Below are 14743 nucleotides of genomic sequence, written 5' to 3' on the forward strand. Positions count from 1 at the left end.
ACCTCAGACTACTTTCGTTGCCGTGCCCAACGTGCCACGTATATGCCAGAGCCATCGACTCTGTTTGCACAGTCTTCTTGTGCCGCTGATAACATATCCGCCTCCAATCCGCCAGTACCGTTGATTCCATCGCGCAGAACCTTACGTGATTTGGAGAACCTGTATAAAAACGATCGTCAGAATCGCATTGCTTGAATTAATCTAATGAGTAAGGCCTTCGTATCCAGTGGACGATCATCGCTGATATCACTAGCAGTGGCATGCGCTTTTTGTGTATTACTCGGGCGTTTATTCTACTTGCATGTGTGGGATCAGGATACCCTTCTGGAATATGTCGAAGGCAACCGTAAGATGGTGAACGTTGTTGAGGCGCGACGTGGGAACATTGTAGATACACGGGGGAATTTATTAGCGACGACACGAACCAGTTATAACATTGGAGTGGATCCGCAGGCGGTTCTTGACAGTGACCTGGAGAAACTTCCTGAATTAGCGCGGATTTTAGGTAAACCATTGTCTGAAATTGAAGAGAAAATTGCGCGTAAGACACGAAAGGTTTCTGAAGATAGTAAAGAGGTGCGTTTGATTCGTTGGGCGGTACTCGCGAAGGAGGTGGATGAAGCGACACATGATGCAATCAAGGCACTTGGGTTTCGTGCTGTGTATGGGAATCAAAGTCATTCGCGTGCGTATCCAGCGGGACAACTCGCTGCACACGTACTTGGCTATGTGAATAAGGAGGAGACTCCAGTGACTGGGGTCGAGCGCTTCTTTGACTATTATTTGCGTGGGCAAGATGGTTGGCGGGAGACTGAGCGTGATGGCAAGCGTCATGAGCTTGCACAATACCGAGAGCGTGAAGTGGAGCCGACCGATGGATTGAATCTAGAGCTTAGCATCGATCAGATGGTACAACACATTGTGGAAGCTGAGATCACTCGTCTTGCTCAGGAGTATGAGCCCAAGGGAATTAGTGTGATTGTCAGTCAGCCCACCACAGGTGCGGTGCTCGCAATGGCTAACTATCCCAGCTACGACCCGAATGAATTTTATAACACTAAAAAGTACCCTATCGGTTCGCAGCGCAATCGTGCTTTGACAGATGTTTTCGAACCGGGCTCTACTTTTAAAATCGTACCCGCTGCTGCTGCTTTGAATGAGGGATTGGTTCATGCGGATGATATGTTTCAAACAGGTGTGAAGCGTGTCAGTTATAAGGGCCGTACACTGTCTTTACCTGATGATCATCGTATATATGAGAGTTTATCTGTGCATGACATCGTTATGAAATCCAGTAATCGCGGAGCAGCTCATTTAGGCTTGTTACTTGGTGAGCAGCGACTTCATGACTATGCAGCTGCTTTTGGTTTTGGTGAGACCACCGGCTGTGATTTGGGCGGTGAGATCACAGGAACCCTGCACGCTCCCCGCAACTGGGATGGTCTGACTATTACGCGTTTACCAATGGGGCACGCGGTGAGTGCGACTCCGATGCAAGTACATTCGGCAATGTCTGTGATTGCAAATCATGGTGTTTTGATGGAACCGATGATGGCTAAGCGCGTTTTTGATGCAAATGGGCAGGATGTGATTCGTTTTAAGCCAAAAGCTAAACGTCGGGTCATATCGACAGAAGTGGCGCACAGCGTTGCTTCCATGTTGGCCGATGTTGTCGGGGACCAGGGTACCGCTCGTCGCGCCGCGATCGATAATTACGATGTGGCGGGTAAAACGGGCACCACGCAGAAGATCGTGAATGGTAGATATTCCAGACAGCATCATGTCGCTTCGTTTAGTGGATTTTTCCCTGCGGAGAATCCTTCACTGGTCATCACCGTGGTTGTGGATGACCCACAGTCGAATGGAGTGGGTTACGGTGGAGCGGTTGCGGCTCCAGCTTTTCGTAACATTGCTGAAGCCTGCATCGCGTATTTAGGCATTCGTCCCGCTCGTTCGGATGCTTCTTTTGTTAATTTACAACCTTCTATCTATGATAGGTCTAGCAGAATTTCAAATTAGCACTTTGCTTTCTGCTAATGGCGCTCGCCAATCTTACTCACGTCACATGGCACTTGTGACGAACAATGATCTTCAGACTCCAGCTATGAATCCACGCGTCAGCCAATTGCTTACAGGTATGGAAACCATTCGCCAAAAAATACGCGAAGATAGTCCAGTTGCCTGCCTTATTACTGATAGTCGTCGTGTGGTGCCGGGTGCTTTATTCTTTGCGATTGGTGGTCTACGGACCGATGGTAATTTATACGTGGAGGAAGCTGTCGATCGTGGTGCGGTCGCTATTATTACTGAGGAGAATCTTGGTCAGCATTTTCCGATTGATTACATTCAGGTTTCAGATGTGCGGAAGACATTGGCATTGGTGTCACGTCAATTTTATGATGCACCAGACGCGAAGTTAGGTGTGACCGGAATCACTGGCACGAATGGAAAAACCACTGTATCCATGTTGACCCAACATTTGATTGGTGGTCAGGATCAGGTGGGATTGCTTGGTACCATACGCTACGATTTGGGGAAACGCACTTTGCCTTCCTTTCGTACCACTCCTGAGTCGGTGGATGTCTATGCATTGCTCTCCCAAATGGTGGACCACGGGTGTAGTGAAGCAGTGATGGAGGTGAGTTCGCATGGTATTGACCAGAAACGCACCTATGGTGTGGATGTGGAAGTCGCGGTGTTTCTCAATCTTACGCAAGATCACATCGACTATCACAAATCGATGGAAGGCTATTACAAGGTCAAGAAGAGGCTCTTTACCGGGGAGACTGGGCGTCGCCCACGGGCGGCTGTGATTAATGTCGATTGCGCATATGGTCGTCGTCTTCTTAGTGAGTTGCCAGATGGGGTAGGTGCAATCAGTTTTGGTATTGAAGCTGACTCGGCTATTATTCGTGCAGATGATGTGGCTTTATTCGCAGATCGCACTGAATTTCGCCTGACTTGGCCGGAAGGACAGATTCAGGTGTGTGCGCCATTACTGGGCCGCTATAACGTGAGTAATTTACTTGCAGCGCTAGCGATTGCGCGTGCGAAGGGACATGAGATCGAGCCGATTTTACAGCGGGTGATGACATTTCCCGGTGTGCCAGGGCGGATGGAGCGTATGGATGAAGGTCAGCCATTCAATGTGTTAGTCGATTATGCGCATACGGATGATGCGTTGATTCACGCGTGCTCCATGCTGCGCGAAATTACCGCGGGGCGTCTAATTGTCGTCTTTGGATGCGGTGGTGACCGCGATCGTAGTAAGCGTGCACCGATGTTGCGAGCTGCACTCGCTGGTTCAGATGAAGTTTTTGTCACTTCGGATAATCCGCGTACAGAGTCAATCGATCAAATTTTCTCTGATATGCGTGAAGCTACTGACAGTGAGCGAGCGCATTATGTTAGCGATCGCAAGCATGCAATATCACTAGCTTTGGATTGTGCGCAGGCTGGGGATTGCGTGCTGATCGCCGGGAAGGGACATGAGGCATTTCAGGAGTTTGACGGAACGGTTATTCCCTTTGACGATCGCCAAGTTGCACGGGAGCTGATCCGATTGAAAGAGGGCGCATTCTGATGCTGAGTGTGTTTACGGGCAAAGTGAGCTTAATAATTGTAATTTGGCTGAGTCATGGAATGAGCTTTTACAGATGTTAATTGATTTTCAAGTTGATGGATGATGCCTAGTTTTGAAGCACAGCGAATCGCCGATTGGACGGGTGGGACTTGGTTGAATCCTTCGAAATTAGACATTGAGGGATTTTGTTTTGATGCGCGTCAAATTAAGCCTGGTCAGTGTTTCGTGGCCCTGAGTGGGGGGGGGCGTGATGGGCATGACTTTGTTCAGCAAGCTGCAAAAGGAGGTGCCGTGGCCGCCTTGGTCGAGCGTATTCAGCCTATTGCACTGCCTCAGCTTCAGGTTGCTGATACACTTGTTGCGCTCGCAGCCATTGCAGCAGCTGTACGCTCACAGTATAGTCATCCAGTGGTGGGGATCACGGGGAGTTGTGGAAAAACCTCAACCAAAGAGATGCTGCGGCTAGTACTTGGTTCAGCACGCACTCATGCGACCGCAGGCAATTGGAATAATCGTATTGGGGTACCTATGACGCTCTTTGGTCTCGATAGTAGGCTACAAGACTTTGCAGTCATAGAAGCAGGAATAAATCAACCGGATGAAATGTTACAGTTGGGACAGATGATCCAGGCGGATCTCTGTGTGGTGACTAATATTGGTCATGCTCATCTGGAGCTGCTGGGAAGCATGGACAATGTCGCGACTGAAAAGTCATTTTTAGTACAGTGTGCAAAGCCGGATTCACCGGTCGTTTTACCAGCAGCAGCTTTAGCTTTTCCCGCTTATGCTAAGTTGGCGAATCGTGTGATTGCTCTCTTGAAAGACGGTCAAGCAGAACCTGCTGTCGTCCCGAATGAACTCGTTCGTTATTCCACAGTGATGGAAGATGGTTACCAACTGTTAAATATGCAGAATCATACTTATCGCATCGCCAGTTTGAGTCATGGCATGGCTAGTAATGCTGCTTTAGCGATTGTCAGTGCCAAGCAATTAGGCATTTCCGAAAGTGAAATTGAGCAACGTATTGCTAGCTGGCGTCCCGCGGGGAATCGTGGGCGTATCGAAACCTTAGCCGCGCAGACGTTTTATATAGATTGTTATAATGCTAATCCCTCGTCGATGATCGATGCCTTGGGTGCGTTTATACAGAGTGTTTCGCCCGATCTTGCGCGGATCTATGTTATGGGAGCAATGAATGAACTGGGAGTCACAGCACTGTCTGAGCATGAACGGCTAGGTCGTTTGCTTTCATTGCGCGAGTGTGATCGAGCGTTGTTTGTTGGCCCTGAACCGCTGACTTCGGCCTATCAATTAGGGGCACTCTCTGGGGGGGCTGCACCGCAGCAAATACAATGCTTCGAGAATATCGAAAAAATTAAATCAATGGTTGCGCCTTTTGAGGGAGCGATCTTTCTCAAAGGTAGCCGTAGCTATCGGCTCGAAGAGTTATTGCCTCCGGGGATTTCGAGTTAATCGCGACTATCGGGCGGCGGTGTGATGGCATAATTGTCTGTCCCGCCGCTCTCACCTTTCATTTTTACTACACCTTCACATGCTCTCCTATCTTGCTGAATTCGAAAATATCTTTGGTCCACTTCGTTTGTTCCGTTACTTGACGCTGCGCGCGGCATTCGCCGGCCTCACGGCGATGAGTATTGGTTTTATTCTCGGTCCCTGGCTTTTTGCCAAATTGCGTGCGCTAAGTGCGAAGCAGGCCTTTCGTGGGAAAGAGGAGGTAGGAGCATTAGCCGATTTGCATGCGAGTAAGGCGCAAACACCTACAATGGGGGGCCTGATGATTTGTGTTTCGGTCGTCGGTAGTGCGGTGCTTTGGGCTAAGCCAAATGTGTATGTCTATACGGCACTCATTATATACCTTGGGCTTACAGTCATTGGCTTTCTGGATGATTATCTGAAGGTTTCGAAAGCAAACAGCAAAGGCTTATCTGGGCGTTGGAAGATGTTGGGACAGGCGATACTGACTGTGATCGCTCTATTGTGTTTGCTAAGTATGCCTGAGTCGGCAGCTAAAATGCGTGAACTTTGGGTGCCCTTTTATAAGGATATGCTCTTATCGGAAATGCCACTTTTTTTATTAGTGCCATTTCTCTTTTTAATTCTATCAGGTTCCAGCAATGCGATTAATTTAACCGATGGTGTGGATGGTTTGGCAATCGGGTGCACAGTGACAGTGGCACTGGCATATGCGATTATGGCCTATGCTGCGGGGAATATGATTATATCTGACTATTTATATGTGAGTTACATACCAGGCGTTGGTGAGTTGACGGTGGTTTGTGCTGCCTTACTTGGGGCGAGTCTTGCATTTTTATGGTACAATTCACACCCAGCCGAAATCTTTATGGGAGATACTGGCTCACTTGCTCTTGGAGGGCTCATTGGCATTATTGCCTTTATGGTACATCAACCGCTTACGCTTATCATTGTGGGGGGGATTTTCGTGATGGAAGCGGGGTCAGTGATTCTGCAAGTCGGCTCCTTTAAACTGAGGGGGAAGCGTATTTTCCGGATGTCGCCGATTCACCATCATTTTGAGCTGAAGGGATGGCATGAGAATAAAGTGGTGATTCGTTTCTGGATTCTCTCGCTTATTTTTGCGATGGCTGGTTTGGCTACGCTCAAATTACGCTAGCGTATTTTTCGCTAGTAAGCGAATCCGAGCATGTTATCGAGTTGTTTCTCAATATTGGTGTACTCAAGTGCGTTGCGGTTGACAGTTGCCGCGGATCGTAACAGTGCATGGTAGCGCTGTCCTGCATAGGCATTTAGGTCTGCTGCAGTGATTGAATTGATTGTGCCAGTCCAGTATAAGCAGAGTTTAGCGAGGGCGCATTCGTCGCTGAGGCTTTGCCAAACGGCTTGTGCAGATTCTACTTGGTGCAGCTTGTATTGGTAGATTGCACTGATGGTTTGGGTAGTTGAGGTGCCTTTGATAGTTTGGATTGCATTAAGATAATTTTGTGTCTGCTCGATGGGGAGTGTACGTTGCCGACTACCCGTAGCCCAGTCATTGAATTGGGCGATCACAAGTAATTGTTGCATGTCGTCGCGTTCCGGATTGAGTTCGAGTGCTTTTTCAGCCCAGATTGCGGCGCGTTCATTATGGCCGGCTTGAATGTTAGCTTCAGCTAAATAAGAGTAATCACGTTCCCAGGATTTCGGGTGCCTCTCTAGCCAATGACCTGAATAGCTGAAGAGGCATAGCAGGACTCCGAGAGCGACTATCTTTCGTCGTCTTTGCCTGCTGCTATGTTGCCAGATTTTGGGAAATAAAGTGATGCCTGCCGCTAGTATGGCAAGTAGAGGAATTAGGGAGCTGCGAGCTTGAGTGCCGCTCTGATTGAGTGTACAGCTGATGGCGAAGATGATGAGTGTGGCAATTGCTAGGCATACGCTGTGCCAGCGATGACCGTCTCTTAGGCGTATGTGAATTCCGATGCCAGCGAGTGCCAATAGGCCTCCCCAATGGATGGGGTTTAAAAATAAAATTAGATGTAGCTGGCGGTAGAGTCCAAAGCTTTTTTCATCATAATTGTCCGTACTGCTTAGGGAGGCATAGATCCCTTGTGTAAAGTGGTCGAAATTCCACAGTATGGGAGACTGGAGTTGTAATTTGAATAGAATCAGAGCGCTGCACATGAGCAGTGCCGGTACTAAGGCAGCGATCAAATGGGGGATTTTGTTACGCTGTGGGTAACTACAAGCAAGCAGTGGCCACAAGATGATAAATGGGTATAAGCTTGTTTCAAACGCTGTCGCGAGCGTTAGGCTGAATGCGATACTGAAGCTATTTAGGGGATGGGGGCGTCGAAGCCAAAAGGTGATTCGCCATAGGGCAAAACTTATACAGGCTGTCGTCAGTAGAGTCGGTGTGAGTTCGCCTGCCCAGAAAACTAATAAGGGATTCAGTCCAATCAGTAGTCCAGCTAGCCAGACTGTTCGATTGCGACGCCAATAATGACCTGCCGCTGATGCAGTGAAACCTGCACTTAGCATGAGTGCACAGGCATTGAGCACGCGTGCGGCTGTAGTCAGATTTTCACTTCCTGTAAAAATACGAGCTAGGATAGAAAGTAGGTACGTATAGAGTGAGTGGCTTGTTGTGATACTGTTGCCTCCGTTGGCGAGTAACTGAGCCGCGTCTAATGTAGCACGTGTCGTCTCGCCGGGGTATTGACCTGCAGGTATTTGACTGTAATATGCAAACCAGGCAATGATATGTACGAGCGTTATGGAAAGAATCAATCGAAGGTGTCCAGGTAGGTAGGCGTGATTGCTCATAGTACTTTGTTTGTAGGTACTAGAATGGAACGTGTCGATTCGTTAGTTCTTCGGGGGGCCGTTAGCTTGACTACGCTTAAACATGGAGGTTCCCGTCTTGAGCAACTTTAGCGGATTTCCCCTGTGCCGTGAATTACATACTTATAAGTACAGAGTTCGTTTAGCCCCATGGGACCCCGTGCATGTAAGCGGTCGGTCGAGATGCCGATTTCAGCTCCTAGTCCAAACTCAAAACCGTCTGAGAAGCGTGTTGAGGCGTTGTGAAAAACGGCGGCTGAGTCTACTTCAGTAAGGAAGCGTTGCGCTGCAGACGTGTCTTCGGTTACGATGCTCTCAGTATGACCTGAACTGTTTGCATTGATGAGAGCGATGGCTGCTTGGATGTCAGGAACGACTGCAATAGAAATGATTAAATCAGTGTATTCGGTGGCAAAGTCGGCGTCCGTGGCATTGACTAAGGGTAAGCCGCTTGCATTGAGCAGAGCTTTGGCGTGCGTATCAACACGTAGTTCGACTCCGTGATCATGGAGTGCTTTGGCCAGTCGTGGAAGTTGTGCACTCGCGTCCTGATGAATGATTAGGTTCTCTGCTGAGTTACAGACGCTTGGACGCTGGCATTTAGAATTGATCAATATACTCTCGGCCATGTCTGCATCCGCGGAGGCATCCACGTAAATTGAGCAAACACCAGTGTAGTGCTTGATCACTGGAATGCGACTATTCTCAACTGTAAAGCGTATGAGACTTTCGCCTCCGCGGGGAATTATACAGTGGATGGTGTCATCTTGTTTGAGTAGTACCGTGAGTGCTGCCCGATCTGTCGTTGGTATAAATTGCACCGCATCTTCATGAATTCCGTTGGCGCGCAATGCTTCCTGAATGATTGCTGCGAGCTTCATGTTGCTATGGAAGGCTTCCTTGCCGCCACGTAGAATGGAGGCGTTACCAGATTTTAGGCAGAGGATCGCGCAATCAATGGTGACATTGGGACGGGATTCATAGATGATACCGATCACGCCCATTGGTACGCGAATCTTACGTAGGTCAAAACCTTTTGGTGGAGAGAGGCGTTCAATTTCGACGCCGACAGGGTCGGGCAGGGCGGCGACTTGCTTGACCCCTTCAGCCATGCTTTGAATGCGCTCGGGCGTAAAAGTCAGGCGTTCCGTCATGGGTAGAGAGAGGCCTGACTCTTTGGCATTATTCAGATCCTGTGCATTGGCCTGTATGATGGCGTCAGTTTCGTTGACCAAACGCTGCGCCAAATCCAGGAGAAAGCGGTTTTTAGTTTCGGTACTTAAGGCCGCCAGTTCCAAGGATGCACGGCGGGCCCGCTTAGCAATGTCGACGACAAGTTCGGTGATGGAGTCAGTACTCATATTGGAAACGTGATTTTTAGGGGCAAGGGATTAGATATTTGAAAGAATATCCTGCCAGACATGCTCGGGCAGGACGCTGCCTTGTTCTTGTACGACTGCGGCGCCTAAAGTGGAACCTATTTGCCCACATTCTGACAGTGGGCGCTTTTGAGACCAGCCATAGAGGAAACCTGCCGCCCATAAGTCGCCCGCGCCGGTGGTATCGATCACTTTGGCTGCATGCATGGGAGCGATTTGTTCTATTTTATCTGCTTGCGCGATATAGGAACCATGGGCACCCACCTTGACGACTGCGATTTCACAGAGCTTGGCTAATTCGAGTGCCATGGCTGGGTAGTCTTTTTTGATTCCAGTATAGGCAGTTCCCTCTTCTTCGTTGGCAAAAATGATATCGACGTAATCACGTAATAAATCTGGCAATATGTCCTTGGTGGCATTGACAACCTCGAAGCTCGCTAGGTCGAGACTTATCGTGCAGCCTGCTTCTTTGGCTGATGTGAGCACGCGGCGCATCAGGGCCTCGTTAAAGAGTAGATAACCTTCGATGTGTGCGTGCGCACAGCCTTTGAAATCTGCGACCGATATTTCTTCGGGGCTTAGGGTCATGGCAGCACCGAGGTCAGTGCGCATAGTGCGTTCACCATCGGGGGTGACCAGCGAGAGACAGCGTCCATTGGCGATGTTTCCAATTTTGAATCGAGATGCATCGCCGCCAAGTTGAGCAAAGCAGTCACGGTAGAAGGCACCCTCGTTGCAGTTGCCGGTTTTCCCTAGAAAACTGGTAGATGCGCCCATGCGGGCTAGCGCGAAGAGAGTGTTGCCAGCTGAGCCGCCAGGCGCAGCTATCGCAGCTTGTGGTAAGCCTTCGATAAGCTTCTTGATAGTTGGGGTGTCAACGAGTACCATGCCGCCTTTCTCTCCGTCGATAGTTGAGACGAAAGATTCAGTGACTTGTGCGATTGCGTCGACAATGGGACTGCCGATGCCGATAATGGTAAATGGTTCCTGCATGAATGAGGCGGGGGGTTGAGAGGGAGTTAATTCAGGAGAGTCGAGTGTTGTCGATGTGACTTGAAAAAGAAAAAAACCGCCGCTCCTATTGGAGAGGCGGTTTGTTTGCGCGTTATAGTTCGCGATTAAAGAGCGTCGCGGATTTTTGCGTAGATGTTTTGCGACTCCGCCAAGTTGCCAAGTTTGCCTACACGGATACGAATTTCAGACTGGCCTTCAGCTTCTTGACTGATGCGTAGTGTGATCTTTTCATCACCAATTTTACGACCGTAGATGGTGATTGCTGTGTCTTTGTGCAGTTCTCCAGTTCGGAAGTAGCCCATGCTGTCGATTTCGCGAATCGCTGTTTTGAAAATTTGGCCAATCGGTGCATTCAAGGGAGCATAGAAGTAACCTGCGCGGTATTTGGCGAGTTGCTCCTGCCCAGTTTGAGGGTCGATGGCGACCGGAGTTGTGCAGCCAGCGAAAAGCAGAGCGCAAATTGTGAGGAGTGTAATGAGTGTTGCTTTCATAATTTATTGAAGTTTGTAAGTGATTTTACGGAGAGTGCAATCAGAAGCTTTTAAGATATACGATTCCGTGCTGATCGCGAAAGGCAAGTCGCCCGTTGCGAAGTCCGTCAAATTTTAGGCCAGTTTCAGCCTGAACCAAATCACCGACCTGAAATCGTTCGCCTTGGATTATAATCATCGGGCGATCGCCTTGACGCAAGCCGTCGATATGGATTCCCGAGAGATACTGTGAGATCATTTGCTTATTGGAATCAATCGTATTATTTGTCGCCACTGACACCGCTGCGGTTGCTGCTAGTGTGGTGCCCGCATCGTCAGCTGTGTTTGCTTGGAGGACTTGAGCCTTGGTTTGAATGCTTGCTTGAGGTGCTGACGCTGTTTTTTCGCTGTTGGTGGTGGCAGTGTTGCTAGGCTTGTTTGCCGGTTCACTCGGGATGCCTATTTCTTCGATATCGGCAACCGGCACCTGTGCGATGGTGGCCTTAGCTTTTTCTATCGGATTTAGCGAGTTGTGCTCTTGGGAGCTCTGGGCTTGATTGTTAGCTTTAAGCTGAGGGCCCGAGGCCTGGGGATCTTCTAAAATCATCCACAAACCATAACTGGCACCGAGTAATACCAGTAGCAGTAAGAGAATGGTCGCTATGCATGGGATAATTGTGTGCGTTTTGTTATTCGGGGTGTGCGTTGGGTGTAATTGGTTGATCGTCTTTTCAAGTTCATGTCCAGAATCTATATTCGCGCTAGCTGCTTGGGCTGCTTGCTGTCCAGCTTGAGCGGCCGTTTGGGGAATGTCGGCTGGTGGCTTGTTGCTGAAGAGTTCACTTTCTTGGGTGGATTTGCCAAACGGGTTCTTTGGATCAAAGACAGGTGCGGCTTCGGTCGTCTTGTCGGTCGTCTTGCCGCGAGCGATCTCCGGCGCTGGAGCTGCTGTCTCCGGGCTTGAGCTAGGCTTGGTAGCTGTCGGGCTGATTTCGGGCCTTTGCTTGAGCGCCGAAGTGTGATCGCTGGAGTCAGCTGCGGTGTCAGAAGCCGTATTGGAGGAGGTTGATGTGAGCGATTGATCGTGCTTACGCTTAAGCTTCATCACGGAGGGTTTAGGGCTTGGCTGTGCCGCATCTGGTTGGGCTGCCTCCTGCGCGCGTGTGTCCACTTCAGTCTTCAGGTGGCGGGAGAGTGTTAGTTTTACGGGCAGTTTGGCCTTGGAATCTTCGCTCATGGTAAAGGGTTGCAGCTTTTACAGTGCAGCTTTTAGGTGCTAGGCAAAGCCTAATTTTATCGGCGCTGCTGCTTTTACAAAAAGATTGAGGCTCGCCCCCAAATCATGGAAGCGAGCCTATTACTAACCTAATTAACCCCTAACTCACTGAAAAATACAACAGTGATGAGTTAAGAACACGCAACTTGAGGGATTGTTCCCAAATTCTGAGAAAATTTCCAATTAGCTATATTGTGCACTCGCCGCGGAAGTTCTTGCGGAGCGAGTTGATCCCATTCTGAGCAGCCTGTTTGTTGTTGTACGACTGCTGCCACAGCATCGGTAATGGAACAATATTGCCCCAGCAGTAGGGGCTCCCGGTTGCCGGTGCGGAAGCTGAGATTAAAAATATTCTCTAATTGATTGTCTGATTCCACGTAAAAACTTCCGACTTCGGACTCGAAGCCAATGCTTAATTTACTGTGTGATGAAGCCATCACGCTATACTAGATGATTCTGCCTGATTAAGCTATCGAGTGATTATCGTATATTCTGAAGGAGGCATTCCTATTTTTCTGTTTTTAGGTGCAGTTCTCCGTCATGGAAGCTGGCTTTGAGTCGTGATTCCTGTCGGGCGAGCGCGGCGCTATCAATAAGGGTGCCCTCCGTGTTTTGCAGCACAGCGAAACCGCGTCGCATAGTGGCTTGTAGGCTGCCGTTATTGAGTCGGTGTTGGAGGGCGTTGATTCTGTCTTTGTTTTGGACTAGACTGAATTTCGTGGCGCGTTCCAGGCGTCTGGAATAGTCTGATAAGTGTTGTGCAGCGATTCCGAGTCTTGTTTTGGGGTGTTGTTCCGTGATCCGTTGTGCGCAACGCGCTAAGGACTGTTGCTCGTTGGCTATCCGGCGTGATAAATTCTGACTGAGTCGATTTTCTAAATCGTCAAGTCGCATGCCTAAATGCTGCACGCTGCGCTCTGGCGCAATAATACGCATTCTGGCGTCTAGATCTCTTAGCTGTGTATGTGTGTGAGTGAGGGCGTCTGCAATGTATGCATTTAGATCTTGTTGTGCATCTTCATAGCGAGCTTGAGCTTCTAGATAAAGTGACGAAATTAATTCAGCGGCGCCGGATGGGGTCTCTGCGCGTTTGTCAGCTGCATAGTCGGTGAGTACGGTGTCGATTTCGTGACCGATGGCTGAGATGACAGGCAGTGGACAGTTCGCGACTGCACGCGCTAGTATTTCTTCATTAAATGCCCAGAGGTCTTCGATGCTGCCCCCACCGCGGGTTAGAACCACAAGGTCAAAGCCGTTGCTGGCACCTGCGTATTGTAACATCGAGGCCACTTCTTCGGCGGCCCCTTGACCTTGTACTTTTGCTGGGAAAATGACGACCTCGCCTAAATAATGACGACGACGTAGTATTCGTAGAAAATCGCGCACCGCCGCGCCGGTGGGCGAGGTTATCACGGCTATTTTTTTCGGCAAGGTTGGGAGCGGTTGCTTGCGCTCGGCTGCGAAGAGTCCTTCAGCAGCTAGCTTTCGTTTGAGGCGCTCGAATTCCAATTGTAGACGGCCTTCACCACTTTGTATGGCGACTTTTGCGATCAATTGATAGCGTCCGTGCGGTTCAAATACTGAAATGTCTCCATGTAGTAACACTTCCATTCCGTCCTTGAGGTCAAAGGATTGGCGCGCAGCATCACGGGCGAATAGGGCACAAGGTAATTGGCTACCAGAATCTTTGAGAGAAAAGTAGAGGTGCCCGGAGTTTTGTTTACGGAGGTTGGAGATTTCACCTTTGACCCATACGCGTGCGAAATTTTCTTCCAATTGTCCTTTAATTAGACGTGTGAGCGCGGTGACCTTGAGTATTTGCTCGGGGGAGGGTGTGAGTCTATTATTCAGCATTCTTTACATTTTTTCGATTCCACATACGGGTGGCAAGTATGAGCACAATGATAACAATGACGCCTGTAATGGCCCAACCAATTTGCCCCTCAAAAATAGCGCCGCCAGTGATGACGTAGCCTGCTGTCCAGATACTGGTGGTTGGGATCGATACCAGTAGATAGAGGCGAAAGGGCATACCTAGAATTCCTAAAACGATGTTCTGTATTGCGTAGGGGATGCCTGGAGTTAAGCGCAAAATGAGGCAAAGTCGCAGAGCATTGCCTTCACTCATATCGGGTAATTCACGATGGCGTAAAATGTAGCGAGTTAATAGGCCGCGTAGTGGACCCGCCGCCAGTGCATAGGTCCATACTGTACATAGGCCCTGTGCAGCAATCGCAAGGGCTAGAGTGGATGGGATCCCATAGCGAGGGACGAGTACGACTCCAAATAGTAGGATCACAGGAGTGATGGGAAAGCCCATTCCTGGGAGTGTCGCTAATGCGGCGATGAGTGCCCAAGGGTTCTCTTCTAATAATGTGCGGCCTCGGTCTAGCAGTTGCAGCCAATAGTCCAATTCTGGATGACGTTGCCAGAGTAGAAAGACTGTCATTGCTGAAATCAGCGCAGGAATCAGTAGTAGGGCTAGGTTACGCAAAAATCTTGGTCTTGGCTCTGAGGTCGTTGTCATTGCGCGCACGTTGGAGTGTTTCGCTGTTGCTGGCTAGATTTTTTGTTCGATGTGTTCGAATGGTGGTTTGGACGGATTGTGTTCTAGTGGATTTGGGAAATGCACGCATGATCGGGGGGCTTGAGATCGTAAATATGGTGGAATTCGGCCGTAACGCTGGCTTGCCACTCGCTG

At 49.4% G+C, this 14743-nt stretch carries 12 protein-coding genes; 4 read left to right on the plus strand and 8 right to left on the minus strand.

Features of this window, described 5'->3' with window-relative positions:
• Positions 1 to 204 precede the first annotated feature (204 nt).
• The 4 genes from QEH59_RS09175 to mraY all read left to right on the plus strand — a co-directional run bounded on the left by QEH59_RS09175 (position 205) and on the right by mraY (position 6236).
• Positions 205 to 2019 carry a peptidoglycan D,D-transpeptidase FtsI family protein gene (locus QEH59_RS09175; protein WP_308985067.1) on the plus strand — a complete coding sequence of 605 codons (1815 nt, stop codon included), beginning with the start codon at positions 205 to 207 and terminating at the stop codon, positions 2017 to 2019.
• A 46-nt stretch (positions 2020 to 2065) separates the two neighbouring features.
• Positions 2066 to 3583: a UDP-N-acetylmuramoyl-L-alanyl-D-glutamate--2,6-diaminopimelate ligase gene (locus QEH59_RS09180; RefSeq protein WP_308985068.1), complete on the plus strand. Its 1518-nt coding sequence runs from the start codon at positions 2066 to 2068 to the stop codon at positions 3581 to 3583.
• A 99-nt stretch (positions 3584 to 3682) separates the two neighbouring features.
• Positions 3683 to 5056 carry a UDP-N-acetylmuramoyl-tripeptide--D-alanyl-D-alanine ligase gene (locus QEH59_RS09185; RefSeq protein ID WP_308985069.1) on the plus strand — a complete coding sequence of 458 codons (1374 nt, stop codon included), beginning with the start codon at positions 3683 to 3685 and terminating at the stop codon, positions 5054 to 5056.
• 79 nt (positions 5057 to 5135) lie between these two features.
• The gene (gene mraY / locus QEH59_RS09190; protein WP_308985070.1) at positions 5136 to 6236 is read left to right on the plus strand and encodes a phospho-N-acetylmuramoyl-pentapeptide-transferase; all 1101 of its coding nucleotides are present in this window, start codon (positions 5136 to 5138) and stop codon (positions 6234 to 6236) included.
• 11 nt (positions 6237 to 6247) lie between these two features.
• Here mraY and QEH59_RS09195 read toward each other — a convergent pair whose 3' ends face one another.
• The 8 genes from QEH59_RS09195 to QEH59_RS09230 all read right to left on the minus strand — a co-directional run bounded on the left by QEH59_RS09195 (position 6248) and on the right by QEH59_RS09230 (position 14569).
• A complete protein-coding gene (locus QEH59_RS09195) occupies positions 6248 to 7885 on the minus strand; it encodes a hypothetical protein (RefSeq protein WP_308985071.1) in 1638 nt (545 codons plus the stop codon).
• 107 nt (positions 7886 to 7992) lie between these two features.
• A complete protein-coding gene (locus QEH59_RS09200; protein WP_308985072.1) occupies positions 7993 to 9264 on the minus strand; it encodes a glutamate-5-semialdehyde dehydrogenase in 1272 nt (423 codons plus the stop codon).
• Positions 9265 to 9294: 30 nt separating this feature from the next.
• Positions 9295 to 10275: an adenosine kinase gene (locus QEH59_RS09205; protein WP_308985073.1), complete on the minus strand. Its 981-nt coding sequence runs from the start codon at positions 10273 to 10275 to the stop codon at positions 9295 to 9297.
• Between the two features lie 125 nt (positions 10276 to 10400).
• The gene (locus QEH59_RS09210; protein ID WP_308985074.1) at positions 10401 to 10787 is read right to left on the minus strand and encodes a DUF3568 family protein; all 387 of its coding nucleotides are present in this window, start codon (positions 10785 to 10787) and stop codon (positions 10401 to 10403) included.
• Positions 10788 to 10827: 40 nt separating this feature from the next.
• Complete coding sequence (locus tag QEH59_RS09215; RefSeq protein WP_308985075.1) at positions 10828 to 12003, minus strand: hypothetical protein; 1176 nt, start codon at positions 12001 to 12003, stop codon at positions 10828 to 10830.
• Between the two features lie 170 nt (positions 12004 to 12173).
• A complete protein-coding gene (locus QEH59_RS09220) occupies positions 12174 to 12479 on the minus strand; it encodes a hypothetical protein (RefSeq protein ID WP_308985076.1) in 306 nt (101 codons plus the stop codon).
• A gap of 70 nt (positions 12480 to 12549) precedes the next feature.
• Entirely contained in the window at positions 12550 to 13896 is a 1347-nt protein-coding gene (xseA, locus tag QEH59_RS09225) for an exodeoxyribonuclease VII large subunit (protein ID WP_308985077.1), read from the minus strand.
• Positions 13886 to 14569 (minus strand): TVP38/TMEM64 family protein, encoded by a 684-nt coding sequence (locus tag QEH59_RS09230; protein WP_308985078.1) that lies wholly within the window; start codon positions 14567 to 14569, stop codon positions 13886 to 13888. Before QEH59_RS09230 ends, xseA begins: the two co-directional genes overlap by 11 nt.
• Between the last annotated feature and the right edge of the window lie 174 nt (positions 14570 to 14743).

The sequence above is a fragment of the Thalassobacterium sedimentorum genome (genome assembly GCF_031127905.1).
In the GTDB taxonomy this organism is placed as follows: domain Bacteria; phylum Verrucomicrobiota; class Verrucomicrobiia; order Opitutales; family Coraliomargaritaceae; genus Thalassobacterium; species Thalassobacterium sedimentorum.